General features: G+C 68.1%; 25 protein-coding genes. 9 read left to right on the forward strand and 16 right to left on the reverse strand.

Features of this window, described 5'->3' with window-relative positions:
- Positions 1–10: 10 nt before the first annotated feature.
- The 4 genes from tatA to G1H10_RS23700 all read right to left on the reverse strand — a co-directional run bounded on the left by tatA (position 11) and on the right by G1H10_RS23700 (position 2,695).
- Positions 11–313, reverse strand: coding sequence for a Sec-independent protein translocase subunit TatA (gene tatA, locus G1H10_RS23685; protein WP_163742553.1), 303 nt, complete (start codon positions 311–313; stop codon positions 11–13).
- A gap of 100 nt (positions 314–413) precedes the next feature.
- Positions 414–590 carry a hypothetical protein gene (locus tag G1H10_RS23690; RefSeq protein WP_163742556.1) on the reverse strand — a complete coding sequence of 59 codons (177 nt, stop codon included), beginning with the start codon at positions 588–590 and terminating at the stop codon, positions 414–416.
- A gap of 27 nt (positions 591–617) precedes the next feature.
- Positions 618–1,754 carry a helix-turn-helix transcriptional regulator gene (locus G1H10_RS23695; protein ID WP_216853599.1) on the reverse strand — a complete coding sequence of 379 codons (1,137 nt, stop codon included), beginning with the start codon at positions 1,752–1,754 and terminating at the stop codon, positions 618–620.
- The gene (locus G1H10_RS23700) at positions 1,721–2,695 is read right to left on the reverse strand and encodes a helix-turn-helix transcriptional regulator (protein ID WP_216853600.1); all 975 of its coding nucleotides are present in this window, start codon (positions 2,693–2,695) and stop codon (positions 1,721–1,723) included. The genes G1H10_RS23695 and G1H10_RS23700 overlap by 34 nt, the downstream gene beginning before the upstream one ends.
- 102 nt (positions 2,696–2,797) lie before the next feature.
- On the opposite strand from G1H10_RS23700, the gene G1H10_RS23705 reads away from it, so the two are divergent.
- Positions 2,798–4,015: a DUF3866 family protein gene (locus tag G1H10_RS23705; protein WP_163742559.1), complete on the forward strand. Its 1,218-nt coding sequence runs from the start codon at positions 2,798–2,800 to the stop codon at positions 4,013–4,015.
- A 124-nt stretch (positions 4,016–4,139) separates the two neighbouring features.
- Here the strand turns inward: G1H10_RS23705 and G1H10_RS23710 are convergent, their stop codons facing one another.
- The 9 genes from G1H10_RS23710 to G1H10_RS23750 form a co-directional block, all read right to left on the reverse strand.
- Positions 4,140–4,508 carry an FKBP-type peptidyl-prolyl cis-trans isomerase gene (locus G1H10_RS23710; RefSeq protein ID WP_163742561.1) on the reverse strand — a complete coding sequence of 123 codons (369 nt, stop codon included), beginning with the start codon at positions 4,506–4,508 and terminating at the stop codon, positions 4,140–4,142.
- A gap of 12 nt (positions 4,509–4,520) precedes the next feature.
- Positions 4,521–5,756, reverse strand: coding sequence for an FKBP-type peptidyl-prolyl cis-trans isomerase (locus G1H10_RS23715; RefSeq protein WP_216853601.1), 1,236 nt, complete (start codon positions 5,754–5,756; stop codon positions 4,521–4,523).
- 126 nt (positions 5,757–5,882) lie between these two features.
- Positions 5,883–7,244: a Pup--protein ligase gene (gene pafA / locus G1H10_RS23720; protein WP_163742564.1), complete on the reverse strand. Its 1,362-nt coding sequence runs from the start codon at positions 7,242–7,244 to the stop codon at positions 5,883–5,885.
- A 9-nt stretch (positions 7,245–7,253) separates the two neighbouring features.
- Complete coding sequence (gene prcA / locus G1H10_RS23725) at positions 7,254–8,033, reverse strand: proteasome subunit alpha (protein ID WP_163742567.1); 780 nt, start codon at positions 8,031–8,033, stop codon at positions 7,254–7,256.
- Positions 8,034–8,105: 72 nt separating this feature from the next.
- Positions 8,106–8,915 carry a proteasome subunit beta gene (prcB, locus tag G1H10_RS23730; protein WP_163742570.1) on the reverse strand — a complete coding sequence of 270 codons (810 nt, stop codon included), beginning with the start codon at positions 8,913–8,915 and terminating at the stop codon, positions 8,106–8,108.
- Positions 8,916–8,954: 39 nt separating this feature from the next.
- Positions 8,955–9,176 carry a ubiquitin-like protein Pup gene (locus G1H10_RS23735; RefSeq protein WP_163742573.1) on the reverse strand — a complete coding sequence of 74 codons (222 nt, stop codon included), beginning with the start codon at positions 9,174–9,176 and terminating at the stop codon, positions 8,955–8,957.
- Between the two features lie 153 nt (positions 9,177–9,329).
- On the reverse strand, positions 9,330–10,841 hold the full coding sequence (gene dop / locus G1H10_RS23740; protein ID WP_163742576.1) for a depupylase/deamidase Dop: 1,512 nt from the start codon (positions 10,839–10,841) through the stop codon (positions 9,330–9,332).
- Positions 10,842–10,935: 94 nt separating this feature from the next.
- Positions 10,936–11,958 (reverse strand): Gfo/Idh/MocA family protein, encoded by a 1,023-nt coding sequence (locus G1H10_RS23745; RefSeq protein WP_163742579.1) that lies wholly within the window; start codon positions 11,956–11,958, stop codon positions 10,936–10,938.
- A gap of 10 nt (positions 11,959–11,968) precedes the next feature.
- Positions 11,969–13,198, reverse strand: a complete 1,230-nt coding sequence (locus G1H10_RS23750; protein WP_163742583.1) for an ROK family protein — start codon at positions 13,196–13,198, stop codon at positions 11,969–11,971.
- Positions 13,199–13,261: 63 nt separating this feature from the next.
- Here G1H10_RS23750 and G1H10_RS23755 point away from each other — a divergent pair, with 63 nt between their 5' ends.
- Genes G1H10_RS23755 through G1H10_RS23770 form a run of 4 tightly spaced genes read left to right on the forward strand, consistent with a single transcriptional unit; the run spans position 13,262 to position 17,691 of the window.
- The gene (locus G1H10_RS23755; RefSeq protein ID WP_163742585.1) at positions 13,262–14,548 is read left to right on the forward strand and encodes a Gfo/Idh/MocA family protein; all 1,287 of its coding nucleotides are present in this window, start codon (positions 13,262–13,264) and stop codon (positions 14,546–14,548) included.
- A gap of 30 nt (positions 14,549–14,578) precedes the next feature.
- On the forward strand, positions 14,579–15,919 hold the full coding sequence (locus G1H10_RS23760; RefSeq protein ID WP_163742588.1) for an ABC transporter substrate-binding protein: 1,341 nt from the start codon (positions 14,579–14,581) through the stop codon (positions 15,917–15,919).
- A gap of 6 nt (positions 15,920–15,925) precedes the next feature.
- Positions 15,926–16,870 (forward strand): carbohydrate ABC transporter permease, encoded by a 945-nt coding sequence (locus G1H10_RS33305; protein ID WP_163742591.1) that lies wholly within the window; start codon positions 15,926–15,928, stop codon positions 16,868–16,870.
- Positions 16,867–17,691 carry a carbohydrate ABC transporter permease gene (locus G1H10_RS23770; RefSeq protein ID WP_163742594.1) on the forward strand — a complete coding sequence of 275 codons (825 nt, stop codon included), beginning with the start codon at positions 16,867–16,869 and terminating at the stop codon, positions 17,689–17,691. The genes G1H10_RS33305 and G1H10_RS23770 overlap by 4 nt, the downstream gene beginning before the upstream one ends.
- Positions 17,692–18,040: 349 nt before the next feature.
- On the opposite strand, the gene arc is transcribed toward G1H10_RS23770, so the two are convergent.
- The 3 genes from arc to G1H10_RS23785 form a co-directional block, all read right to left on the reverse strand.
- The gene (gene arc, locus G1H10_RS23775) at positions 18,041–19,696 is read right to left on the reverse strand and encodes a proteasome ATPase (RefSeq protein WP_163742799.1); all 1,656 of its coding nucleotides are present in this window, start codon (positions 19,694–19,696) and stop codon (positions 18,041–18,043) included.
- 135 nt (positions 19,697–19,831) lie between these two features.
- Complete coding sequence (locus G1H10_RS23780; RefSeq protein ID WP_163742597.1) at positions 19,832–20,689, reverse strand: tRNA (adenine-N1)-methyltransferase; 858 nt, start codon at positions 20,687–20,689, stop codon at positions 19,832–19,834.
- Between the two features lie 59 nt (positions 20,690–20,748).
- Entirely contained in the window at positions 20,749–21,855 is a 1,107-nt protein-coding gene (locus G1H10_RS23785) for a site-2 protease family protein (RefSeq protein WP_163742600.1), read from the reverse strand.
- A 74-nt stretch (positions 21,856–21,929) separates the two neighbouring features.
- On the opposite strand from G1H10_RS23785, the gene G1H10_RS23790 reads away from it, so the two are divergent.
- From G1H10_RS23790 to G1H10_RS23805, 4 genes are all read left to right on the forward strand, one after another.
- Positions 21,930–22,868, forward strand: coding sequence for a RecB family exonuclease (locus tag G1H10_RS23790; protein WP_163742603.1), 939 nt, complete (start codon positions 21,930–21,932; stop codon positions 22,866–22,868).
- A 246-nt stretch (positions 22,869–23,114) separates the two neighbouring features.
- Positions 23,115–24,344 carry a sensor histidine kinase gene (locus G1H10_RS23795; protein WP_163742606.1) on the forward strand — a complete coding sequence of 410 codons (1,230 nt, stop codon included), beginning with the start codon at positions 23,115–23,117 and terminating at the stop codon, positions 24,342–24,344.
- Positions 24,341–25,024 (forward strand): response regulator, encoded by a 684-nt coding sequence (locus G1H10_RS23800; protein WP_163742609.1) that lies wholly within the window; start codon positions 24,341–24,343, stop codon positions 25,022–25,024. The genes G1H10_RS23795 and G1H10_RS23800 overlap by 4 nt, the downstream gene beginning before the upstream one ends.
- A 100-nt stretch (positions 25,025–25,124) precedes the next feature.
- Positions 25,125–25,955 (forward strand): phytanoyl-CoA dioxygenase family protein, encoded by an 831-nt coding sequence (locus G1H10_RS23805; RefSeq protein ID WP_163742611.1) that lies wholly within the window; start codon positions 25,125–25,127, stop codon positions 25,953–25,955.
- The last annotated feature ends 12 nt before the right edge of the window (positions 25,956–25,967 follow it).

Genomic DNA, 25,967 nt, shown 5'->3' on the forward strand with positions numbered 1-25,967 from the left:
GCCTGCGCGCTTAGGCGTCGCGAGCGGAGGATTCGTTGGCCCGGTCGGCCGGCGTCTCGACCTTCGTCGGCTCGACGGGCGTCGGCTCCGCAGGCGTCTCGGACGACTTCGCCGTGGTGCCGGTCGAGGCCACCGAGTCGTCGGCCAGGGAGTCGCTCTTCGAGTCATCCTCGATCAGGCCCTTGGTCTCGGCCTTGAAGATCTTCAGCGACTGCCCCAGGCCCCGTGCCATCTGCGGCAGCCTCTTGGCGCCGAACAGGAGCAGGATGACCGCAGCGACGATGACAATCTGCCACCCTTGCATTCCAAGCATCGAAAACCCCAACTCCTCGCGGTCTGGTATGACCGATGTTACGCCACGATGCCCCGTATCCCCTCAGACCGCGTCGTCGGGAACTCGGGACGCGCACAGCTTATCGCTCGTGCTGCCGCTCCCCTGATCCTATGGCCTGGTCCAGCTCTTGGGAAAGACCGTCCATCTCGCGAGCAAGTTCCTTGCCCTTGCCGATGGTGCGCCGGACGGCCAGGACCACGAGTGCGACGGCCAGCACCAGAAGCAGGGCCACCGCGATGAAAAGCCAGATCGCCAACGTCGACATGATCGTTACAAACCTACCTCACTCGTACGCGCTCAGCGCGGCCTTGGCGTCGGCGACGATCTCTTCTGCGAGGTCAGGCGGGTCGATGACGGTCCCGCTCGCGCCGAGCCGGAGCGCCAGGCGCCGGATCCAGCGCCGGTCGCGCACTCGCAGCTTCACCTCGAGCCCTTCATCCTCGCCGATCTCCTCGGCGCTCTCGCACGGGTAATAGTCCGCAATCCAGCGCCCCGCCCGAGTTAGCCGAATCGTCACCAACTCGTCATCCGCCGACGGCTGGAACAGCCCGCCGGACAGGTCCCGTGGCCGCGCCTCCCGGGGCACCTGCGCCGCCACGTCGAGGACCTTGATCCCGGCGACACGGTCCAGCCGGAACAGCCGGACCTCCTCGGCCCGCCGGCACCAGCCCTCCAGGTACAGCCGTCCGTCGACGACCACCAGCCGCATCGGATCGACGTCGCGCTCGGTGGTCTCGTCCCGCGCGGGCACCCAGTAGGACAGGTGCAGCCGGCGGCCGTCGTCGAGCGCGGATCGGACCGTGCCGGCCACGTCCGCCACGGCGTCGCCGTCGACCTGCACCTGTACCGCGCCGGCCCGTTCGGCGACCTCCCCGGCCGCCTGCTCCAGCTTGGTGATGGCGCGGTCGATCGCGTCTCGCTCGAACGAGCCCGGAACCTCGGCCAGCGTGCGCAGCGCCACCAGTAGGGCCACCGCCTCGTCGGTGCGCAGCCGAAGCGGGCGTGCCAGATAGTCCGCGTTGGAGACGCTGATCACGCCTTCGCCCTCGACGCCCTCCATGTCGACCTCGATATAGTCGCCCATGGAGAGTCCGGGCAGGCCGGAGAACCACAGCACGCGAAGATCCCGGATGACCTGGCGTTCGCTGACCCCGAACAGCTCGGCCACCTCGGAGACCGGGGCCTGCGGGTGCGAACGCAGGTAGGGCAGCATGGACAACAGCCGGGCCACCTGGGCCGGTGCACTGTCCGGCCGCGGCTTCGGCGGGCTCTTCTTGTTCCTGGGCTGCTTCTGTCCGGACTGCTTCTGCCCAGACTGTTCCTGCCCAGAGTGCGCCTGTGTGGCCCGTGCCTGTGTGGACTGGCTCCTCTTCACCGGCTGCCGGCTCACGTCGTCACCCCCGCTACCTTGCTCAGCCATGCGATCACCTGTGTGCGCAGCTCCGCAGGCTCCAGCGCCACGGCGTCCGGTCCGTGTGTGGCGATCTCCTCGGCCAGCCGCGTCGTCGAGGAGTACCGCACCGTCGCGATCTCCCAGCCCGCCTCGTCGTCCGGACGGACGTCGATCGCCTGGCTGCGCAGAATGTGCCCGCTACCCTCCCGGATCCGGACCTTCGCGGTCGGAAGGTCCCGGGGCTCCGCCGGTCCGAGCGCCGCCGCGGCGGCCCGGACCTCCTCCGACGGCGGTACGTCGTAGCTGCCCGGCACACCGTCCGGCTCCACGTCGCCGACGATCCGGGAGAGCCGGAACATCCGGGCGTCCTCGCGGTCGGTGTCGTAGCCGAGCACGTACCAGCGACCGTGCCAGGACAGGACGCTCCATGGCTGCAGGTGCCGCAGCATCGGGGTGGCGCTGGACGCCTTGCGGTGTGAGAAGCGCACCGGCTGCCGGTCCCGCACCGCCTCCCACAGCGGCCAGAACGCCGGCTCCTCGCCACCGACGCGCGGCTCGACCGCACCCAGCGCCCGCCGGTCCGCGTCCACCCCGGCCGCCTGTAGCTTCAGCACGGCATTGCTCGTCGCCGCGGCCAGGCCGGAATGCTGCCAGACCCGTGCGGCCAATCCGACCACCGCCGCCTCGTCCGGCTCCAACCGGATCTCCGGGAGTTCGAACTCCTGGCGAGAGATGCGGTATCCGGGCTCCTCGTCGCCGAACGGGTCGTTCGACCCCGTCTCGATCGGGATGCCGACCTCGCGCAGCTCATCCTTGTCGCGCTCGAACATGCGGTCGAACGCCTCGTCGCTCTGGCCACCATAGCCGCCGACCACCCGCCGAATCCTGCTCTTCGGCACATAGCCACGCGCCACCAAGAGGCAGATGACCAGATTCATCAACCGTTCACTCTTGGCCTGCTGCGACACCACAACCTCCTCTCACGCCGACGTGAGTATCCCTCGGGTGAGGCAGACGTGCCCCCGTGCGCCGACTTCATCGCGAGACTACCTCTTGGCTACGCTTTCGGGGTGATTCGGTGGCGAGGCGGCGTGGTGCGCGCGGTCCGGAAGACATGGCCCGGTGCATCCGAGCTGACAGTCGTGGTGGACGCGGGCATCCAGGAAACAGGCGACACATCCGGCGAGCACGATCGAAACGGCGACGCTCCACCCCGCGAGGTGCGGGCGCTGGCGTACACCCGGCTGGTCGGAGAGCCGCGACCCGGCGACCGCGTGCTGCTCAACACCACCGCGCTGGACATGGGGCTCGGCACCGGCGGTTACGCGCACGTCATCGCCGTGCCGGACCGGCTCCCCACTGACCCGCCTGCCGGCCCCGGCCATCTGGTCAAAGCCCGGTATACACCGCTGCAGGCGACCGTCCTCGGCGCGGACGAGCAGGACTCGCCGTTCCACGAGGTGCTGCGCGACGCCGACGACCTTGCGGGCATGCCGGTGGTGATCGCCGATCTGCACTCCGCGTTACCGGCCATCGTCGCCGGGATCCGTGCCGGTGCGGGTACCGGGGATGCGACCGCGGACGCCACTGCGGACGCCACCGGGGACGCGACTGCGAACGTCACGGGAGACGCCACCGCCACGCCGCGGGTGGCGTACGTGATGACCGACGGCGGCGCACTCCCACTCTGGCTCAGCCGGACGGTCTCCGGCCTGTCCGAGGCAGGCTGGCTGACCGGGACGATCACCGTAGGGCAGGCATTCGGCGGTGACCACGAGGCGGTCACGCTGCACACTGGCCTGCTGGCGGCCCGCAACGTGCTCGGCGCGGACATCGCCGTGGTGGCGCAGGGCCCGGGCAACCTCGGCACCGGCACCCGGTGGGGTTTCTCCGGCGTGGCGTGCGGAGAAGCCGTGAACGCGTCAGTGATGCTGGGCGGCCGGCCGGTCGCGTCGCTGCGGATCAGCGAGGCCGACGCGCGGCCCCGGCACCACGGCGTATCGCACCACAGTCTCACCGCATACGGTCGCGTGGCGCTGACCTCAGCCGATGTCGTGGTACCCCGGCTGGACGGGGAGTTCGGCGAGAAGGTCACCGGGCAGGCAGAGCGGCTCCGTGGCCGGCACAATCTGGTCACGGTGCCGGTCGACGGGTTGGACGGCGCGCTCCGTGACGTGCCGGTGCGGTTGTCCACGATGGGACGAGGGCTGGACGAAGACCACGCCTACTTCCTCGCCGCCGCGGCGGCGGGACGGCACGCCGAGGCGTTGCTGCACCACGACAGCTGACCGAACCTACCCGGCGTCATCGAGCCAGGCGCCGGGCAGGTCACGCTGAGCACACCATTCACACGACTGTATGTGCGACCTGTCGTGTGAACATTCGCCGGTCTCGGCGGCGTCGGCCCGGCGCCTACCGGCCGACGGCGAGCAGGTCGATGATGAAGATCAGGGTCTTCCCGGCCAACCGATGGCCGCTCCCGGGCGGCCCATACGCCAGATGCGGCGGGATGACCAGCTGGCGCCGGCCACCCTCACGCATCCCGGGAATACCCTCCTGCCAACCCTGGATGAGCCCGGTGAGCGGGAACTCGATCGGCGTGCCCCGGTTCCAGGACGCGTCGAACTCCTCGCCGGAGTCATAATCCACGCCGACGTAGTGCACCGTCACCTGGGCACCGGGCACGGCCTCCGAGCCGTCGCCCGACCAGATGTCGGTGATCTCGAGCTGCTCGGGCGCCGCGCCCACCGGAAAGTCGACCTCGGGTCGTTCTAACGTCATAGGGCAGAGATCCTAGTAGCTTCCGACGATGTCGATGACCAGGGCGATGGCCGGCGTGTCCTCCTCGCCCGTTCCTCCGGAGGCGTCTTCCGAGGTGAGGCGGGTGATCAGGCGGGAACCGACGGTCAGCCCGTCGGACACGTCGTCCCAGCCGGGCAGGGTGGCGAAGCTCTCGATCGGAATCAGCTGCCCCGGACCGTTGCCGCTCTCCCAGGTGCCCTGCGAGTTCTCGCCGTCCGGGTACGGAGCCTCCAGCATCTGCGCGGCGATCAATGCGCCCTCGCCGATCTCCTCGCCGTCACCACGAGCCACGACGGTGGTGTCGGACTCCTCCGGCGCGTCCGGCGCGTCCGAGAAGTCGACCGTCGGCTGACCGCTATCGCCACCTTCGACCAGCGGCAAGTCCTCCGGCAGATCCTCTACCGGCTCACCCGAAGCACTCGCTTCCGGATCGATCGAGTCGACGATGTCGACGACGAAAACCAGCGTGTCTTCCTGCAGGTCGTGACCTTCCTGCGCACCATAGGCCTGGTCCGCCGGGATGGTCAGCACCACGCGCGAGCCGACCTTCTGGCCGGTCAGCCCTTCTTGCCAACCGGTGATGACGCCGCCCAGCGGGAATCCGGCCACCTGTCCCCGCTCGAACGAACTGTCGAAGACGTAGGGCTGCTCTTCGCCGTCTCCGCCGGACTCGTCCTCAGTCTCGGCGTCCTCCCCGTCGGCGGCACCGCCGGCCGCGGCATCGGACTCCTCAGTCGCCTCGTCGGATGGCTCGCCCTCCCCGGAGCCTTCCGCGTCGCCGGAGTCTTCCGCGTCACCGGAGCCCTCCGCGTCACCGGAGCCCTCCGCGTCACCGGAGCCCTCGGCATCGCCGGAGCCCTCGGCATCGCCGGAGCCCTCGGCATCGCCGGAGCCCTCGGCATCGCCGGAGCCCTCGGCATCGCCGCCGTCATCCGGCTGCTCGCCTCCGGTCGCGTCCTCCTGCGGCGCACGAGGCTCCCAGGTCTGGCCGTGGTAGTTAGCGACGACGAAGTCGCTCTCGCCGACCTCGCGGCCGTCGCCTTCGGACACGACCTCGACTTCGAGCTCCTCAGGAGGATCGGTGTCCGGGATCTCCAGCGTCGGTGTCTCACCGAACTCGCCGGTCACGGAGATGTCAGAATCCGACGACGAGTCATCGTCGCCGCATGCGGCCAAGACCAGACCCGCGGCCACCAGCGGTGCTATCAGCAGACGTGTGGTACGCACTGTGGACAATTCCTCAAACCTTCAGTATGTGGACGGCACAAGACACCCACCCTAGACCCGGATGCTGAGAACTCGTTAAAGAAACTCGCAGCACACCCGACGTGCCCAGCAAGTGCCGCTACAACGTTACATGCTGTCGATGAGCCGGGCCACGCGCTCGTCGGTGGAACGGAACGGATCCTTGCACAGCACGGTGCGCTGTGCCTGGTCGTTCAGCTTGAGATGCACCCAGTCGACGGTGAAGTCCCGGCGGCGCTCCTGCGCGCGCTTGATGAACTCGCCGCGCAGCTTGGCACGGGTGGTCTGCGGTGGCACCGACTTCGCCTCGAAGATCTCGATGTCCCGGGCGACCCGCGCCACCGAGCCTCGTCGCTCCATCAGGTAATACAGACCTCGGCCGCGATGGATGTCGTGGTACGCAAGGTCGAGCTGGGCGACCCTCGGGTGCGACAGCGTGATGCCGTTCTTCGCCCGGTAGCGCTCGATCAACCGGTACTTGGTCACCCAGTCGATTTCGCGCTCGATCAACGCCAGGTCCCCGGTGTCGACCGCCTTCAATGTGCGCTCCCAGAGCTCGAGGATGCGCCGGATCAGCGGAGTATCGATCTCTCGACGCTCGACGAAGTTGCGCGCCTTCGTGAAGTACTCTTCCTGGATCTCCAGCGCCGACGCCTCCCGGCCGCCGGCGAGGCGGACCTTGCGGCGACCGGTGATGTCGTGGCTGATCTCCCGGATCGCCCGGATGGGGTTCTCCAGCCCGAGGTCACGCAGGCCGACGCCGGCCTCGATCATCCGGAGCACCAGATCGGTCGTGCCGATCTTCAGCAACGTGGTGCTCTCGTTCATGTTCGAGTCACCGACGATGACGTGCAGGCGCCGATAACGCTCCGCGTCGGCATGTGGCTCGTCGCGTGTGTTGATGATCGGCCTGCTGCGCGTGGTGGCGCTGGAGACACCCTCCCAGATGTGCTCCGCGCGCTGACTCACGGCGAACATGGCGCCCCGCGGCGTCTGCAACACCTTGCCGGCACCACAGATGATCTGACGGGTCACCAGAAACGGGATCAGGACGTCGGCCAGCCGGGAGAACTCACCGTGCCGACCGACCAGGTAATTCTCGTGACACCCGTAGGAGTTGCCCGCGGAGTCGGTGTTGTTCTTGAACAAGTAGACGTCACCGACGATGCCCTCTTCGGCGAGCCGCCGCTCGGCGTCGACCAGCAGACCCTCCAGCACCCGCTCGCCGGCCTTGTCATGGGCGACCAGGTCGGTGATGGAGTCACACTCCGGTGTGGCGTATTCCGGGTGGCTGCCGACATCCAGGTACAGCCGCGCACCGTTGGACAGGAACACGTTGCTGCTGCGTCCCCAGGTGACGACGCGGCGGAACAGGTATCGCGCGACCTCGTCGGGTGAGAGCCGGCGTTGCCCTCGGAAGGTGCACGTGACGCCATACTCGTTCTCTAACCCGAAGATGCGGCGATCCATAAAACGACTCTAGTCCTCTGATTGCTCCGACGGGGTATCTGTTATGTCTCGATCTGTTGTGTCTTCATCCCCCGTACCCTGCACGTCCGGCTGCGTCCGGTGCAGCAGCGACTCCAGCTGGCTGCCCCGGAGACGACGGAAGGTGCGGCGCGGGCGGCTACGATCCAGAACGGCGACTTCCAGCTGCGAGGTCGCGATCTCCCGCACGTCGCCCCCGTTCTCCCGGCCGAGCGCGTCCACGGCCAGCCGAAGCGAATCCTCGAGGGTGGCCGAGCGCTGGAAGTTCTCCCGGACGTAGGTGGAGACCTGGTCGGACGGGCCACCCATCACGCTGAAGCCGTCTTGCGAGAACACCGATCCATCGAAGACGATCCGGTAGATCTCGTCGCTGCTCTCGTCGGCACCGAGCTCCGCCACGACCAGCTCGACCTCATAGGCCTTCGGATCCTGGGTGAAGATGGTCCCCAGCGTCTGGGCATAGACGTTGGCCAGCGCGCGACCGGAGACGTCGACCCGGTCGAAGGAATACCCGCGCAGATCGGCGAGCCGCACGCCGGCCTGGCGAAGCACCTCGAATTCGTTGTACTTGCCCACCGCGGCGAAGGCGATCCGGTCATAGATCTCACTGATCTTGTGCAGCGAGGGCGAGGGATTCTCCGCGACGAAGAGGATCCCCCCTTCGTATTGCAGAACGACGACCGAGCGCGACCGGGCGATTCCCTTGCGGGCATAGTCCGCCCGGTCCTTCATGATCTGTTCGGGCGAAACGTATCCGAACTGCATCGACACCGGTGGTGATCCTCTCCGAGGCGGGTTGGGTCAGGTCAGGGTCAGTCAACGACGGGTGGGTATCCGGGCCGGTCAGCTCAGCGGCGCCTGCGGACCGTCCGGACGGTCGCCACGGGCGGACACCACCCGGTCGACCAGTGGGGCGATCGACTCGTTCGAGTAACGTTCGAAGCCGTTCTCGTCGACCACGGTGATGATCGGGAAGATCTTGCGATACATGTCCGGCCCGCCGGTCGCGGAGTCGTCCTCCGCGGCGTCATAGAGCGCCTGAATACAGGCCACCACGGCGTCCTCGCTGCTGAAGTCCTCCCGGAACAGCTTCTTCAGCGCGCCCCGGGCGAACAGCGAGCCCGAACCCACCGAGTAGAAGTCATGCTCCTCAGACCGCGCGCCCGTCGGGTCATAGGAGAAGATCTGCCCCCGGCTGTTGCCCGGATCGAACCCGGCGAACAGCGGCACGGCCACCAGACCCTGCATCGCCAGCCCGAGGTTGGCGCGGATCATGTGCGCCAGCCGGTTGGCCTTACCTTCCAGGGAAAGGACCGTTCCCTCGATCTTCTCGTAGTGCTCCAGCTCCAGTTGGAACAGCCGCACCAGCTCCAGGGCGATGCCCATGGTGCCGGCGATGCCGACCGCCGAGTACTCGTCGGCCTGGAAGACCTTCTCCGCGTCCCGCTGCGAGATCAGGTTTCCCGCCGTCGCCCGGCGGTCTCCGGCCATCACGACTCCGCCGGGGAACGTCACTGCCACGATGGTGGTGCCGTGCGGTGCGAGCCCGGAATGGTCCGCGTACTCCGTTGCACCGGCAAGCCGACGCCCCGGCAACATCTCCGGGGCGTACTGGCTCAGAAAGTCGGTGAACGACGATGTCCCGGCTGTCATGAAGGCCGCTGGGAGGCGGCCGAAACCGGAGAGATCCACTTACTCCCCACCCTTCTGCACGAAGGACCTGACGAAGTCCTCGGCGTTCTCTTCCAGCACCTCGTCGATCTCGTCGAGCATCTCGTCGACGTCGTCCGCCAGCTTCTCCTGGCGGTCCTTGACCTCGTCGGCGGCCTCGGCTGCCTGGGCCTCTTCGGACTCGACGTCCTCGTTACGGCGTGGCTGCTTGCGCTGCTGCCCGCCAGCGGTATCACGCGCCATCGTCAACCTCCGATTCGTCGCTACCTAAGACCCTATCCACAGAACACCCGCTTAGACCCCTGGGGACCAGATCATGACACGGAGTTCTTCTTCCGCCATGAGCGAACCCGGCCATGCGAGCCTCGCTGCGCTGCACACCCATCAGAGCACCCATCAGCGCGCGGTCAGCTCGCTGACCAGGTCGGCTGCAGTTTCGCATCGGTCCAGCAACGCGCCCACATGGGTTTTCGTCCCGCGTACCGGGTCCAGCGTCGGTACCCGTTGCAACGCGTCTCGCCCGGGCAGATCGAAGATGACCGAGTCCCAGGACGCCGCCGCGATGGTGTCGGCATATTTGTCCAGGCAACGACCCCGGAAGTACGCCCGGGTGTCGTCCGGTGGATGCTCCACCGCCTGCCGTACCTGCTCATCGGTGAGCAGCCGTTGCATGCGCGAGCGCTCTACCAGCCGGTGATACAGGCCGCGCTCCGGGCGGACATCCGAGTATTGGAGATCGACGAGGTGCAGCTTCGGGCTCGCCCAGTCCAGACCGTCCCGGTCCCGGTACGACTCCAGCAGCGCCAGCTTGGCCACCCAGTCCAACTGGTCGGACAGCGCCATCGGATCATTGCCCAGCGTGGTGACGATCGACTCCCAGCGGTCCAGCACGTCCGCGGTCACCGGGTCCACATCCGTGCCGTACCGGTCCTCCACGAACTTCCGGGCCTGTTCGGCATACTCGGCCTGCAGCTGAACCGCCGTCAGCCGACGGCCGTCGGTCAGCTCCACCTGGTGTTGCAGGCTCGGGTCGTGGGAGACGTCATGCAGAGCGCCGACCGGACGTTCGACCGAGAAGTCCCAGCCCAGGAAGCCCTCCTCGATCATGGCCAGGACCAGCGAGGTGCTCCCCAGCTTGACGTACGTGGAGATCTCGGACAGGTTCGCGTCCCCGACGATCACGTGGAGCCGACGGTGTTTCTCCGGATCCGCGTGCGGCTCGTCCCGGGTATTGATGATCGGACGCTTCAGCGTCGTCTCCAGCCCTACCTCGACCTCGAAGTAGTCGGCACGCTGCGAAAGCTGGAAGCCGTCCCGGCCGCCGTCCTGCCCGATGCCGACCCGGCCCGAGCCGCACACCACCGGCCGCGAGACGAAGAACGGCACCAGGTAGCGGACGATGTCCGCGAACGGCGTCGCCCGGTTCATCAGGTAGTTCTCGTGGCAGCCGTAGGAGGCGCCTTTGTTGTCCACGTTGTTCTTGTACAGCTGAATGGGCGACGCGCCGGGCAGGCCGGACGCGAACCGGGCGGCCTCGGCCATGATCCGCTCGCCCGCCTTGTCCCAGATCACCGCGTCCAGCGGATTGGTCACCTCGGGCGAGGAGTACTCCGGGTGCGCGTGGTCGACGTACAGCCGCGCCCCGTTCGTCAGGATGACGTTGGCCAGGCCGATCTCCTCGTCGGTGAGCTGGCTCGGGTCGGCCCCGGTGCGGGAGAGTTCGAACCCGCGCGCGTCCCGGAGCGGGTTCTCCTCCTCGAAGTCCCAGCGGGCCCGCCGGGCGCGGGCACGCTGTCCCGCGTAGGCGTTGACCACCTGCGACGAGGTCAGCATGGAGTTGGCGGCTGGGTTGCTGGGCACCGAGATGCCGTACTCGGTCTCGATGCCCATGATGCGACGTGCGCTCATGGATCGAGCCTACGTGAGAGTTCGTGATTCACGGTCATCTCCGGTACCCATGCGGGCTACCCGGCACACATACGTGACCCCGCACCCACAGCGTTCACAGACCAACCGGAGCGGGCTCCGGATACTCCACCCCGAGCTGGGTCAACGCCTCATCCAGAACCCGCATGACCTCGACCGTGTCGTTCAACGGCATCTCCGCACATTCGGTACGGCCCTCCCGCACCGCCTGCGCGACCGCCCGGAGCATCGGGACGTAACCGCGGCCCTCCGGGGTGTGATCGAACGCCTCCCTGCGTTCCACACCGCGTTCCGGCGCATCCACATGCACGACCTGCGCCGGGTGATGAAACCGGGGAGCGATCTCCAGCCGTCCGAGGGTGCCGACGATGCTCGCCGCGCCCGCGATGGGCGCGGTCAGTGTGGCCTCGAGATGCGCTCGCGGGCCGCCGGGCCAGCTCAGCAGCAGCCCGGCTTCGGCGTCGACACCGAGCTCTGTCAACGTTCCCACCGCCGACACCTGTGCCGGAGCACCCAGCACCATCTGCGCGAACGCCACCGGATAGACGCCCACGTCGAGCAGCGCCCCGCCGCCCAACGCGGGGTTCCACAGTCGGTGCGCCGGATCCACCGGCGCCGCGAAACCGAGTTCTGCCGTGATCGAGCGGACCTCACCGATCACGCCCTCCGCGATCATTCTCCGCGCGCGGACGATCAGTGGGTTGAACCGCGTCCACATCGCCTCCATGCAGAACACACCGCGTGCGCGGGCCAGCTCCACCAGCGCCTCGGTCTCCGCCAGCGAATGGGTGAACGCCTTCTCGCACAACACCGCCTTCCCGGCCTCCAAGGCCAGCCGGACGGCATACGCGTGCTGGGGATGCGGCGAGGCGACGTACACCACATCCACCCCGTCGTCGTTGACCAGATCCTTGACCGAGTCGTACGCCCGCTCCACTCCGAACTCGTCGGCGAAGGCGCGTGCTCGGTCCGCATCCCGGGAGCTGACCGCGGCCAGCCGCGTGTTCTCCAGAAGCCGCAGGTCACCGGCGACCGTTCGGGCGATGCCCCCGGTCGCGACGATGCCCCATCCGATGATCTGTTCATCCCGCTGTGTCATGGCGGTCACCCTAGCGGGCGAGTGAGAACAGGCTGTGCTCGACACGGTCCAGGCCCAGCCGGACCGCACCGAGCGCCACGGACTCGTCGCCGAGTGTCGACATCCGCAGTTCCGGGAGGCGCAGGCAGTGCGGTCGCATGTGCTCGGCCAGCAGGTCGGTCAGAGTCTCCCCGGCCGCCGCGATGCCGCCACCGATCACCAGGCAGCGTGGGTTGAGCGCCAGCACCAGGGCGGTCAGCCCCGGAGCGAGCGCCGCGGCGAACGCGTCCATCTCGCGCCGGGCGTCGTCGTCGCCGGCCACCGCCCGGGACAACATGCTGACGGCGGAGTCCCCGGCCGGGGTACCGCCCGCACCGGTGAAACTCAGCGTCTGTTCGCTGGCCTTGGTCCACCCGAGCTCCGGGAGCCAACCGATCTCTCCCGCCGCACCGTCGGCGCCACGGTAGAGCGAACCGTCGATCAGGATGGCGGCGCTGTACCGGCGCCCGGTCAACACCCAGACGACGTGGTCGACGTCGGTGGCGGCGCCGCGCCAATGCTCGGCGACCGCGGACAGGTTCGTGTCGTTCTCGACCGTGATCGGCGCCGGGATCCGGTCGGCGAGCGCGTCACCCAGGGTGTCGGCCAGTTCGTCGGCCAGCGGGAAGTCCGACCATTCTGGGAGCACGTGGCACAGGCTGACGTGGCTCCCCCGCTCCACCAGTCCGGGGGTGCCGACCGTGGCCGCCCACACCTTCGCGAGGTCGATGCCGGCCTGTGCGGCGCACTCGCGAGCGGCGGCGCCGATCGCGCGCAGCCGCTCCCGTCGGCCGGCGTCCCGGTCCACCGCCGCCGCGGACTTCGCCTGCGTGGTGCCGTGCAGGTCGGCGAGGATGGCGGACACCCGATGTCCGCCGACCTGGAGGCCGAGCACGTATCCCGCTTCCGGGCAGAACCGGAACGTGCGGGCCGGCCGCCCGACCGGCCGGACGTCGTCGTCGCGCGGCACCTCGGCCACCAGGTTCCGCGCCGCCAGTTGTTCGACCGCCGCCTCCGCGGTCTTGCGCGCCAGCCCTGTCGCCTGCACGATCTGGGTCAGCGTCATCGGACCGGCCCGGTACAGCCGGCGCAGCGTATTGGTGGCGTTGATCTGCCGCATGTACGCCGGATCGGCGCCGCGAGGCGCATCTTCCTCCACCCAGACCTCCTTCCGCTCCGGCGCCAACCCGAGCTGGCACCGCACCGCTGGCGATGATGCCATGTCCGGCACCTGGACGAGCAGCTCTTGACAAATATTTTAGATACTCTCAAAAATATCTCTCCAATGGATACACACGCCAGCGACGCCCGACCGCCGATCACCATCGCCGTTGTCGGAGCCGGGAACCGCGGCCGGGCATACGCGCGATGGGCCGCCGCGAGCGGCAAGGCCCGGATCGTGGCCGTGGCCGACCCGGATCCGGCTCGGCAGAAGTCACTCGGGGATGAGGCCGGCGTGCCGGCCGACCGTCTGTTCGACGGTTGGCAGGAGCTCGCCGCCGTGCCCCGGGTGGCCGACGCCGCGGTGATCGCCACCCAAGACACCTTGCATGTGGAGCCGAGCGAGGCACTCGCTCGCGCCGGCTACCACATCCTGCTGGAGAAGCCGATGGCCACCACCGAGCAGGGCGCCCAGAGAATCCTGGCCGCGGTCCGCCAGGCGGGCGTCCGGCTGGCGGTGTGCCACGTACTGCGCTACATGCCGTACACGCAGGCGTTGCGGCGGATCATCGACAGCGGCCAGATCGGCGAGATCGTCAGCGTCGAGCATCTGGAACCGGTCGGCTGGTGGCATCAGGCGCACTCGTACGTGCGCGGAAACTGGCGGCGTGAGGCCGACTCCTCCCCCATGCTGCTGGCCAAGTCGGTGCACGACCTGGACTGGCTGAATCACATGATCGGCCGGCGGCCGGCGCGGGTCGCCTCGTTCGGCAGTCTGCACCATTTCCGCCCCGAGCAGCGGCCGACGGGTGCCGCCGACAACTGCCTCGACTGCCCGATCGAGTCGTCGTGCCCGTATTCGGCGCCGCGTCTGTACCTCTCCTGCCTGGGCGATCCGGCATGGGAAGACTGGCCGTTGTCCACCGTCACCGACGCCCGGACCCCCGCCGGAGTACTGGACGCGCTGCGCACCGGTCCGTACGGGCGCTGCGTCTACGACTGCGACAACGACGTCGTAGACCACCAGGTGGTGTCGATCGAATACGAGGGCGGCGTCACCGCGTCGTTCACCATGACCGCGTTCACGCCGCACATGTTCCGGCAGACCCGGATCTTCGGCACCCACGGCTACCTCGAGGGCGACGGCAAGCAGATCAGCCTGCTCGACTTCCGCACCCGGGACCGGCACGTGATCACCACCACCACCGGCGACGACGCGACGGCGGCCGGTGGCCACGGCGGCGGCGACAAAGCACTCGTGGACGCCTTCGTCGACGCCGTCGCCGCGGGCGGCACGTCGCCGACGCTCGCCTCACCGGAAGACAGCTATGCCTCCCACCGGCTCGTCTGGGCGGCCGAGCGCGCCCGCACCACGGGCTCGGTCGTCGACCTGAGCACCGACCACACCTGAGCACCGACCACACCTGAGGAGTGGAACACGATGGCGACAACACGATCGATCACCGCGGCCGGCCTCGCTGCCGCGGTCACGGCCATCCTGGCCGCATGCACTCCGGGCAGCGACAGCGCCGGGGCCGACGACACCGGCTCCGCGGAGAGCCCTGACACCGTCTCCACCGAGGTGCCGGACGAGGAGGTCACCCTCAAGCTCGCGTTCGTCGACGGCCCGGAGATGGTGGACGAGCTGATCGCAGCGTTCGAGGAGGAGTATCCGCAGGTCACGATCGATCCGCAGTTCACCGAGTTCACTGACTACGTCGCCAGCATCCGGCTGAACATGACCTCGGACACCGCACCGGACATCGCGCAGTTCAACGTCGGCGCCATGTCCGACCTGATCGCCAGCGGCCATCTGCTCGACCTCGATCCGTACAGCGAGGCCTACAGTTGGCCGGAGAAATTCCCGCCGGTCGGGCTGGAACAGCTGACCGCTGACGACAGCGGGAAGGTCTACGGAACCGGGAGTCTGCGGGCCGTGCCTGCAGGCATGTCGCTGACCGGTGTCTTCTACAACAAGGAGCTGGCGGCGGAGGCCGGCATCGAGGTTCCGCCCGCGACGCTGGACGAGTTCGAGCAGGCGCTCGAGACCGCCAAGGAGGCCGGGCAGACCCCGATCAGCATCGGTGCGCTCGACTCCGGCGGCGCGCACATGTGGGCCGCACTGCTCAACTCGATGATGCCGGTCGACGACTACCGAGCCTGGGTCGGCGGCGAGCCCGGCGGCAGTATCACCGGCGACGACGCGCTCGCGGCGACCGAGAAGTTCACCGCATGGGCCGAGCAGGGCTACTTCAACGAATCCGCCAACGGCACCGACCAGGAGGCCTCGACCGCGCAGTTCGTCGACGGCCAGAGCGTCTTCCTGATGAACGGGAACTGGGCTGCGGCACAGGTCGCGAACGAGATGGGCGAGGACGCCGGATTCTTCCTGCTGCCGGGGCTGGAACCGGACTCCCCCGCCGTGGGCTCTGGATTCAGCGTCTCGTACGCGATCTCGGCACAGACCGAGCACCCGGAGGCGGCCGCCGCGTTCCTCGACTTCCTCGCCTCCGAGCAGGCGGCGGAGATCGAGAGCCAAGGTGGGTTCCTGCCGCCGAACGTCGACGCCGCCCCGGCCGCGGACGGCGTGCTGGGTGACCTGAACACCGAGTTCGCCCGCGTCGTCGAGGCGGACGGGCTCAACGTCTTCCCGGACTTCTCCGCCCCGGCGACGTATGACGCGATGTCCTCCGGCGTGCAGGAGCTGATCGCCGGGCGGACCGAGCCGGCGGCGTTTCTGGAGGAACTGCAGGGCATCCGCGACGAGCATCACGCGGAGTAGCCACACGTGTCCGCGCTCACCCGCCAGGCAGGCGAGACACCGACCCCGGCCGTCGGCCGCGCACAGCGACGTGCGGGCGACAGCCGGGGAGGGCTCGGCCGGTTCAAGGGCTACCTCTGGGTCCTGCCCGCGCTGGCCTTCTATCTCGCCTTCGCCGTCCTGCCCGCCTTCCATACCGCCTATCTGTCCTTGTTCGACTGGGACGGCGTCACGCTCGCCACCTTCGTCGGGCTGGAGAACTACTCCGAGGTCTTCGCCAACTCGCGCTACCGCAACGCGGTGGGGCACGCGCTGCTGCTCATCGCCTTCTTCTCCTGGCTTCCGATCCTCATCGGGCTCCTGATGGTCGGCCTGCTGTCGCGGCACCGGCGTCGCGGCATGACCGTCTACCGGGTGCTGTTCTTCCTGCCGCAGATCGTGCCGCTGGTGGCCGTCGGTATCACCTGGCGGTGGATGTACGGCGACGACGGTGTCGTCAACCAGGCGCTGCGCGCCGTCGGTCTGGGCGGGGTCACCCGGGCCTGGCTCGGTGACTTCGATCTGGCCCTGCCCGCGGTCGGCCTGGTGGGCACGTGGGCCATGAGCGGGCTGTGCATGATGCTGTTCCTGTCCGGCGTCCAGAAGGTCGACACCAGCCTGTACGAGGCAGTGCGCCTGGACGGGGCCGGCGCGGTGCGCGAGTTCGTCACCGTCACGCTGCCGGCACTGCGCGGCGAGATCGCCGTCGCCATGACGGTCACCACCGTCGCGGCGCTGGCCAGCTTCGACATCGTGTACGTCACCACCGGCGGCGGGCCGGGAACGCAGACCACGGTGCCGGGCCTGCTCGTCTACCGGCTCGCCTTCTCCGAGGGCAAGGTGGGACTGGCCTCGGCGATCGCCGTCGTCCTGTCCTGTCTGATCCTCGTCATCGTCTTCATGATCAACCGGTTGTCCAGGACGGAGCCATGAGACTACGGCAGAGTGAGCGCTGGGCCGGCTACCTGATCCTGACCCTGCTGGCCGTCGGGATCATCGTGCCGTTCCTGAGCATCTTCTTCGCGTCGATGCAGCCGTCCGGCAGCACCGTGACCGGCCTGGCCTGGCCGGATGAATGGAGCCTGGACAACTACCGCGAGGCGTGGTCCGTAGCGGGTTTCTCCGGCTTGATCCGGAACAGCCTGATCATCTGCCTCGGCGTGGTGCCGGCGACACTCCTGCTGGCCACCCTTGCCGGGTACGCGCTGGGCACGATGCGGCTGCCGGGCGGGAACGCGGTGTTCATGTTCTTCGTCGCCGGGCTCACCATCCCGGTCGAGCTGATCGTCGTCCCGCTGTACTACAACCTGGATACGGTCGGCCTGGTGAACACATACTGGGCGGTGATCCTGGTGGAGATCGCCCTGTTCATGCCGTTCGGTGTCTTCTGGATGCGCACCCATTTCCGGTCGACACCGGCTGAGCTGATGGAGGCCGCCCGGGTGGATGGCGCGTCGTCGGGCGTGATCCTGCGTCGCATCCTGCTACCGCTTGCCCGCCCGTCGCTGATGACACTGGCGGTGCTGGTGTTCATGTGGTCCTGGAATCAGTTCCTGCTGGTTCTGATCCTCATCCAGGATCCGGACCGACGCACCGCACCAGCCGGACTGGGCTACTTCGTGGGACAACACACCACGAACATCCCGGTGCTGTCCGCCGGCACGGTGATCGTCATCCTGCCGATCTTGATCCTCTACCTGGTCTTCCAGCGCAGTTTCATCGCAGGGCTGCTGCAGGGTGCGCTCAAGGGCTGAACCCCTGCGGCGGCGCTGAGCCGCGAGACCAGGCCCGGACCCCCTGGATCGGGCGCGGGAAGCCGAAGCCGCCCGGTACCGGCTCAGCCAGGTCGTGCTGCCGCGGCTGAACCCCGGCATCGTCTTCGTACCACGACGCATGGAGACGACTTTGGGGCGCAATGACCCACCAAAGTCGTCTTCATGGCTTGTATGCACGCCAGCGTCCGCGAACGTGTGCAGGGCAGGTGTGTGGCACCTTGGGCCATACGACACCGTGCGGCGCCCTTGGAGTATGTGTCCAAGGACGCCGCACGGTTGACGATGGATGTACGACCGACCTCACGTACCCGGATGATCCGGGACCGGTTTACAGGTACTGGCCGGTGTTGGCGACCGTATCGATGGAACGGCCGGCCTCGCCTCCGGTCTTGCCGGAGATGAGGGTCCGGATGAACACGATCCGCTCGCCCTTCTTACCGGAGATCCGCGCCCAGTCGTCCGGGTTGGTGGTGTTCGGCAAGTCCTCGTTCTCCTTGAACTCGTCGAAGCAGGCGTTCAGCAGGTGCTGGACCCGCAAGCCCTTCGCGCCCATCTCCAACGCGTCCTTGATGGCCATCTTCTTCGCCCGGTCGACGATGTTCTGGATCATCGCGCCGGAGTTGAAGTCCTTGAAGAACAGCACTTCCTTGTCACCGTTGGCGTAGGTGACCTCCAGGAAGCGGTTCTCCTCGGTCTCGGAGTACATCCGCTCCACCGACCGCTGGATCATCGCGTCCACGGTCGCCGCCGGGTCGCCGCCGTGTTCGGCGAGGTCGTCCGGGTGCAGCGGCAGGGTTGTGGTCAGGTACTTGCTGAAGATGTCCTTCGCCGACTCGGCGTCCGGCCGCTCGATCTTGATCTTCACGTCCAGTCGCCCGGGCCGCAGGATCGCCGGATCGATCATGTCCTCGCGGTTGGAGGCACCGATGACGATGACGTTCTGCAGGCTCTCCACACCGTCGATCTCCGACAGCAGCTGCGGGACGATGGTGTTCTCCACGTCCGAGGAGACGCCCGAACCGCGGGTACGGAACAGCGAGTCCATCTCGTCGAAGAAGACGATCACCGGGGTGCCCTCGCTGGCCTTCTCCCGTGCCCGCTGGAACACCAGGCGGATGTGCCGTTCCGTCTCGCCGACGTACTTGTTCAGCAGCTCGGGGCCCTTGATGTTCAGGAAGTAGGACTTGCCCTCGGACTTTCCGAGCTTCCGAGCGACCTCCTTGGCCAGCGAGTTCGCCACCGCCTTGGCAATCAGCGTCTTCCCGCAACCAGGAGGACCGTAGAGCAGCACGCCCTTCGGCGCCCGCAGCTCGTGCTCCTTGAACAGGTCGGCGTGCAGATACGGAAGCTCGACCGCGTCCTTGATCTGATCGATCTGACCGCTCAGGCCACCGATGTCGTGGTAGTCGATGTCCGGAACCTCTTCGAGGATCAGCTCCTCGACCTCGCTCTTCGGGATCCGCTCGTAAATGAATCCGGCGCGCGGCTCCAGCAGTACCGAGTCGCCCGATCGCAGCCCAGTGTCCTGCAACGACGACGCGATGCGAACCACGCGCTCCTCATCGGTGTGCCCGATGACGAGGGCGCGTTCGCCGTCGGCGAGCAGCTCCTTGAGCATCACGACTTCGCCCACGCGCTCGTATTCCAAGGCGCGCACCACGTTGAGCGCCTCGTTGAGCATGACCTCCTGTCCGGGGCGGAGGGCCTCGACGTCGACCTCGGGACTGACCGCCACTCGCAGCTTGCGTCCGCCCGTGAAAACGTCGACCGTGCCGTCGTCGTGTCGTGCCAGGTAAGTGCCGAATCCGGAGGGCGGCTGCGCCAGCCGGTCGATCTCCTCCTTCAGCGCCACAATCTGGTCGCGAGCTTCGCGCAACGTTGCTGCGAGCCGTTCATTCTGTGCCGTGACCGAAGCCAGCCTCGCCTCAAGAAAGGCCACCTCACCAGCGAGCTCGGAAGGCTCTCGCCCCGATCCTCGACGCATGTGCTCGAAGCCGTCATCCTGCGTTGCCACGGTCGCACCTCCTCGTCGGGTGTCGCTCTTTACAAGACCCTACCTTCGCTTACCCCGATCTCGCCGCTTAGACATCGATCGTGACGAGATGTTGACGGGGGATGATCACGCCTCCGCGCTCGGCGCTGGGCGACGACGACGTGGCGGCGCGGTCACTCCGGGCGCCAACCGGCGTGTCGTCACCAGGAATCCCGTGTGCCCCACCATCCGGTGGCTCGGCCGCACGGCTAGACCCTCGACGTGCCATGTGCGCAGCATCGTCTCCCAGCTGGACGGCTCGGTGTAGCCGCCGTGATCACGGATCTTCTCCACCACCTTGGACAGTTGTGTCGTCGTCGCCACGTAACAACACAGCACCCCACCCGGCACGATCACCGGCGTCAGCGCCTCGATGCAGTCCCAGGGTGCCAACATGTCCAAGATCACCCGGTCGGCCGCGTCGTCGTCCAGTTCCTCCACCAGATCGCCGACGGTGAGCCGCCACGTGTCCGGCACGTCACCCAGAAAGGTGCGGACGTTCTCGGTAGCGATCTCGGCGAAGTCCGCGCGCCGCTCGTACGAGTGCAGCGAGCCCTCCGGGCCGACCGCCCGCAGCAGGGACATGCTCAGCGCCCCGGAGCCGGCGCCCGCTTCGATCACCCGCGCGCCCGGGAAGATGTCCGCCATGGCGATGATCTGGGCGGCATCCTTGGGGTAGATGACCGTCGCACCCCGTTTCATCGACAACACGTAGTCATTGAGCAGCGGCCGCAGCGCCAGGTACGCGGTGCCTCCGGTCGAGATCACCACGCTTCCCTCCGGCTGCCCGATCAGCGCGTCATGTTCGAACGACCCCTTGTGGGTGTGGAACTCCTTGCCGGCCCGCAGCGTGATCGTGTGGTGGCGTCCCTTGGGGTCGGTGAGCTGGACCTGGTCTCCTTCATTGAACGGCCCTGTCCGTCGCGCCGTCTCGGTGATAGCCATGCTCAGCAGGCTATCGTCGGCCTGCGACAGCGATGCAGGCCCACCGGCAGCCCGGCGGGTCAGCGCGCGGACAACGCGGAGTCGACGTCCGCGGACACCAGCACCCCGTAGACCCGGCCGGTCTCGTCCAGCACCAGGTACTCCGACGACGGGCGCCGCCGCATCGCCCGCAGCAGATCCTCGCCACTCACCCCGGGGCCCAACACCATGCCGTCTTGCAGCGACTTCGCCATGTTCGAGATCGGGACCCACGGCCGTCGCTCCTCCGGCAGTGCCGCCAGCGCCGACTCGTTCACCACCGCGATCGGGCGGCCCGCCGCGTCCACCAGGATCATCGACGTGGCCCCCGCCTCGCGGGCCTGCCGCAACGCCTCGGACACGGGCAGATCAGCCGAGACACTCACCGCCGGCCGGGCCAGCCGGGATGTGTTCAGCTCCGGCAGCCGGGCACGCATCCGGGCGACCGTCAGCGCCTGTGTCGCCCCGTTCCACAGCAGCAGCGCCACCAGCGCCGCCCAGAGGATGCCGAAGAGCGTCGGCCGGCCGCCCGCGAGCAGGAACGGAACCCCGATGACGGCGACGGCGAGGACCTGACCGGCACGGGCGGCGACCACGGTGCCCCGATTCTCGTCCCCGGTGATCCGCCACACCACCGCGCGGAGCATGTGTCCGCCGTCCAGCGGCAACGCGGGCAGCAGGTTGAACGCGCCCACGATGACGTTCGCCGAAGCCAGCACCAGCAGCAGGTACTCGGGGATGTCGGCGTCCACGGGCAGCGCCGCCAGGTAGGCCGCACCGCCGATCGCCAACGACACCAACGGGCCCGCCGCGGACACCAGCAGATCCCGGCCCGGCGTCGGGGACTCGCGCTCGATCTCCGTGTGCCCGCCCAGGAAATGCAAGGTGATCCCGCGGACGGCGATCCCCAGCCGGATCGACGTGACGGCATGACTGACCTCGTGCAGGAACACGGACGCGTAGAGCAGCACCGCGAAGGCGAAGGTGATCGCGTACGTCCCGGCGCCCAGATCGGGAAAGCTGCGCGCGACGATCGGCTCGAATCCGATGGTGATGACGGCCGCGACGATGAACCACGTCGGGCTGACGTAGACCGGCACCCCGAAGACTCTGCCCAACCGGATGCTGCCCCGGCCTCCGAAACCCATGCCCCCAGACTACGGTGGCACCGGCGCCGACGGTGCGCCGCGCATGTCAGTGCGGTCGTCTAGGCTTTCCCGACATGGACACCTCGGTAGCAGCCGCAGCGGCAGACGTGGCAGCGGGCGAGACGGCGCAGGAGCAGCAGGCAGACCAGCCCGCGCCGGTCAAGAGCCTGTCGCCGTCGCGCGCCGCGGACTTCATGACGTGTCCGCTGCTGTACCGGTTCCGCACCATCGACCGGCTCCCCGAGCCGCCCAGTCCAGAGGCGACGCGCGGCACGGTCGTGCACGGTGTTCTGGAGCGCCTGTTCGATCTGCCGGCCGAGGAGCGTACGGCCGAAGAGGCGGTCCGGATGGTCCGCCCGGAGTGGGACCGGTTACTCGCCGAGGAGCCGGACGCCGCGTCCCTGTTCGACTCCGACGATGACGGCAGCGCCCTCCAGGAGTGGCTGACCAGCGCGGAGGCACTTGTTCAGCGATACTTCACGCTCGAAGACCCGCGGCGGCTCGAACCTGCCGAGCGCGAGCTGTACGTGGAGACGACACTGGAGTCCGGGCTACGACTGCGCGGCTACATCGACCGGGTCGATCGTGCGCCGGCCACCGGAGAGATCCGCGTGGTCGACTACAAGACGGGCAAGGCCCCGCGCGCCGGGTTCGAGCAGCGCGCCATGTTCCAGATGCGCTTCTACGCGCTCGTGCTCTGGCGGTTGCACGGTTCGGTTCCGCGTCTCCTACAACTGGTCTATCTCGGCAGCGGTGAGGTACTCCGGTACGAGCCGGACGAGGCCGACCTGCGCGCGACGGAGCGCAAGCTCGCCGCGCTCTGGAGCGCCATCGAACGCGCCACGGAGCGTAAGGATTGGCGGCCGAGTCCGAGCAAGCTCTGCGACTGGTGTGCGCACCAGGCCCTGTGTCCGTCGTACGGAGGTACTCCCCCGCCTGTGCCGGACACGCCGGTGGTGCCGGACGCGGAGGCGGACGCTCCGTCGCCGCGGACCTCCGGCGCCGACCTGTAGGCCAGTCCGGCGGGAGGGGTGAATTCCCGGCCCCGCCCGCGGCGAAGTCGTCGCAGGGCTCCTCCCTCGCCGATGCCCGAGCCTACCCAGGCCGGGAATTCACCCCTCCCGCCTCGTCCCGTCGATCGGGCCGACCAGGTCCATCACGTAGCGCGCGGGAACGCGCCGGATCATCCTCGGGTCGGAGGGAGCACTTCGCCATGGAGTAGGACGGTCGGCGTGGTGCGTCCGTTTACCGTTGGGTGTATGAGCGACGCCGTCGATCACCAGCCACGAGTCAAACCCGTGGTCTTCGACGGAGCACTCGTGGTGCTGCTGATCGCGCTCGGCGTCGTCTCGATGGTGCTGTACGCGGACCTGTCCGACACCTACCGCGATCCGGACCTGATCGGCGCGGTGCTGACGGTGCTCAACGTGTCGCCGCTGCTGTTCCGCCGGACGCACCCGGCGTTCGCCGGCCTCCTCGTCGCCGGCACGACCACGGGATACCTGCTCTGGGACTATGCGTCGATGTCGGTCACCGTCGCCATGCTGGTCGCGGTCTACAGCGCGGGGGCCTACGCTCGCCTGGACCGTGGCCTGGCCGTGGTCGTCGCGCATCTCGCCGTCACCGTCACGTACGTCGCTCAACACTCCGAGGACTTCGGCCCGCGCAGCGCGGCCGCACTGAACCTGACCTTCGCCGCGTTCGGATACGCCGGGCTGTGGGCGTTCGGCCGGGCGATGCAGCGACGCCGGCGATACACCTCGGAGCTGGAGGATCGCGCATACCGTCTGGAACGTACCCGGGACGCCGAGGTCCGCGTGGCGCTCGCCGAGGAGCGTTCCCGGATCGCTCGTGAGCTGCACGACGTCGTCGCACATCACGTATCGGTCATGACCGTCCAGGCAGCCGGAGCGCGGCGTGCGATGCAGCGGGATCCTCAGCGCAGCGGAGACGCGCTGCAGTCGATCGAGGACACCGGCCGCGCGGCGCTGGCCGAGATGCGGCGGATCGTCGACCTGTTGCGCAGTCCGGATCGCAGTGGACGGCTCGAGCCCGCCGGTTCGCATCGGGGTCCACAGCCGGGCGTCGGAGATCTGGAGACTCTCGTCGAGCAGATGCGAGCCGCCGGTGTGTCCGTCGATCTGACGGTCGAGCCCGGATGCGCTGACCTGCCGGCGGGCGTGGACGTCACGATCTTTCGGATCGTCCAGGAGGCGCTGACCAATACGTTGAAACATGCCGGGCCGTCGTCGGCCGAGGTCAGGCTGGCCAGGGACGGTGACGCGATCACCGTCGCCGTCTGCGACGACGGGCGCGGCATCGCGGCCGAGCTGGACGGGCACCAGCCCGGCCTGGGGCTCGTCGGCCTCCGTGAGCGGGTCACGCTCTATGGTGGCAAACTGGCGGTCGGACCTCGCCGCGGTGGCGGTTACCAGGTCCGGGCTTGGATACCAGTGGACTACTCAGAACATTCGGCGGTGCCATCATGACGCTCACCCCACCCGTCAGGGTGCTGCTCGTCGACGATCAGCCGCTGCTGCGCACGGGCTTCCGGATGATCCTCGAGGCCGAGTCGGACATCGCCGTCGTGGGCGAATCGGGCGATGGTGAGGCCGCCGTCGCGGATACCCGCGCTTTGCAGCCCGACGTCGTCCTGATGGACATCCGCATGCCGAGGATGGACGGGGTCGAGGCGACCCGTGCGATCACGGGCGCCGCACGTGAACGACCGCCGCGCGTGCTGGTGCTCACGACGTTCGACCTCGACGAGTACGTCGTCGAGGCGTTGCGCGCCGGCGCCAGCGGGTTTCTGCTCAAGGACGTGCCCGCGGACCAATTGGTGGAGGCGATCCGTACGGTTTCGCGTGGCGACTCCGTGGTGGCGCCGAGCGTGACGCGCCGGCTGCTGGACATGTTCGCGAACCGGCTGCCGGCCAGCGACGTGCCGACGCCGGCCAGCCTGAACCACCTGACGGCCCGTGAGCGTGAGGTACTCACCATGGTGGCCAGAGGTCTCTCCAACGCCGAGATCGCGGCCGAGCTGGTGGTGTCCGAGACCACGGTGAAGACCCACGTCGGGAATCTCCTCACCAAGCTCGGCGTCCGGGACCGGGTCCAGGCGGCCATCTACGCATACGAGAGTGGGCTGGTCACCCCCGGCGCTCTGTAAATTAACGGTCCATTGGTCTGGTAATGACGGAATCAAGGCGGTAGGCTCGCCGAAACATGAGGTCACAGTGCAGACCAATGGTTCGGAGGTGTCCACTGCCATGACCGCGACCGATACCGGCGCGACCGACGCCGGACTGACCGACCCGTACCCGCTCGCCGACGCGGCCGTCGAGGCGTTCGAGCGCGATGGCTACGTGCGGCTGGCCAACGTCGTCGACCCTAACCTGCTGACCGAACGCGAGCCGGAGATCACCAGCAAGGTCCTCGAGCTCAATACGGTCCATGCGCCGATGGACGAGCGATCCACCACCCAGAAGGCGTTCCTGCAGGTCGGAAACCTGTGGCGGCACAGCCAGGCAGCGCGGGACCTAGTGTTCTCCCCCCGCCTGGCGCGCATCGCCGCCGAATTGCTGCAGGTGGACGGCGTCCGGCTCTACGCCGACCAAGCGCTCTACAAGGAACCGTCGGGAGGCATCACCCCGTGGCACGCGGACCAGTATTACTGGCCGCTGTCATCCGATCGCACCTGCACGGTCTGGATCCCGCTGCAGGATACGCCGGTGGAGATGGGGCCGCTGTCGTTCGCGGCCGGCAGTCATCGGTTCGAGTTCGGCCGGGACATGAAGATCAGCGACGAGTCGGAGCGAGCGCTCCAAGAGGCGCTGCAACGGGAGCGGTTCGAGGTCGATGAGGCTCCGTATCGGCTCGGGGATGTCAGCTTCCACCTGGGGTGGACGTTCCACCGCGCCGGGCGCAACGTCGGCACCGAACCCCGGCGCGTGATGACGGTCATCTACATGGACGCGAACATACGCGTAGGACCACTGGTCCGGCCGGAGCAGCAGAACGACCTCGACATCCTCATGCCCGGCGCCACCCTCGGCGAGATCCCCGACACCCCCTCCAACCCCATCCTCTACTCCGCCTAAATGATCATGTGA

The sequence above is a fragment of the Phytoactinopolyspora halotolerans genome (assembly GCF_010550675.1).
GTDB lineage: Bacteria > Actinomycetota > Actinomycetes > Jiangellales > Jiangellaceae > Phytoactinopolyspora > Phytoactinopolyspora halotolerans.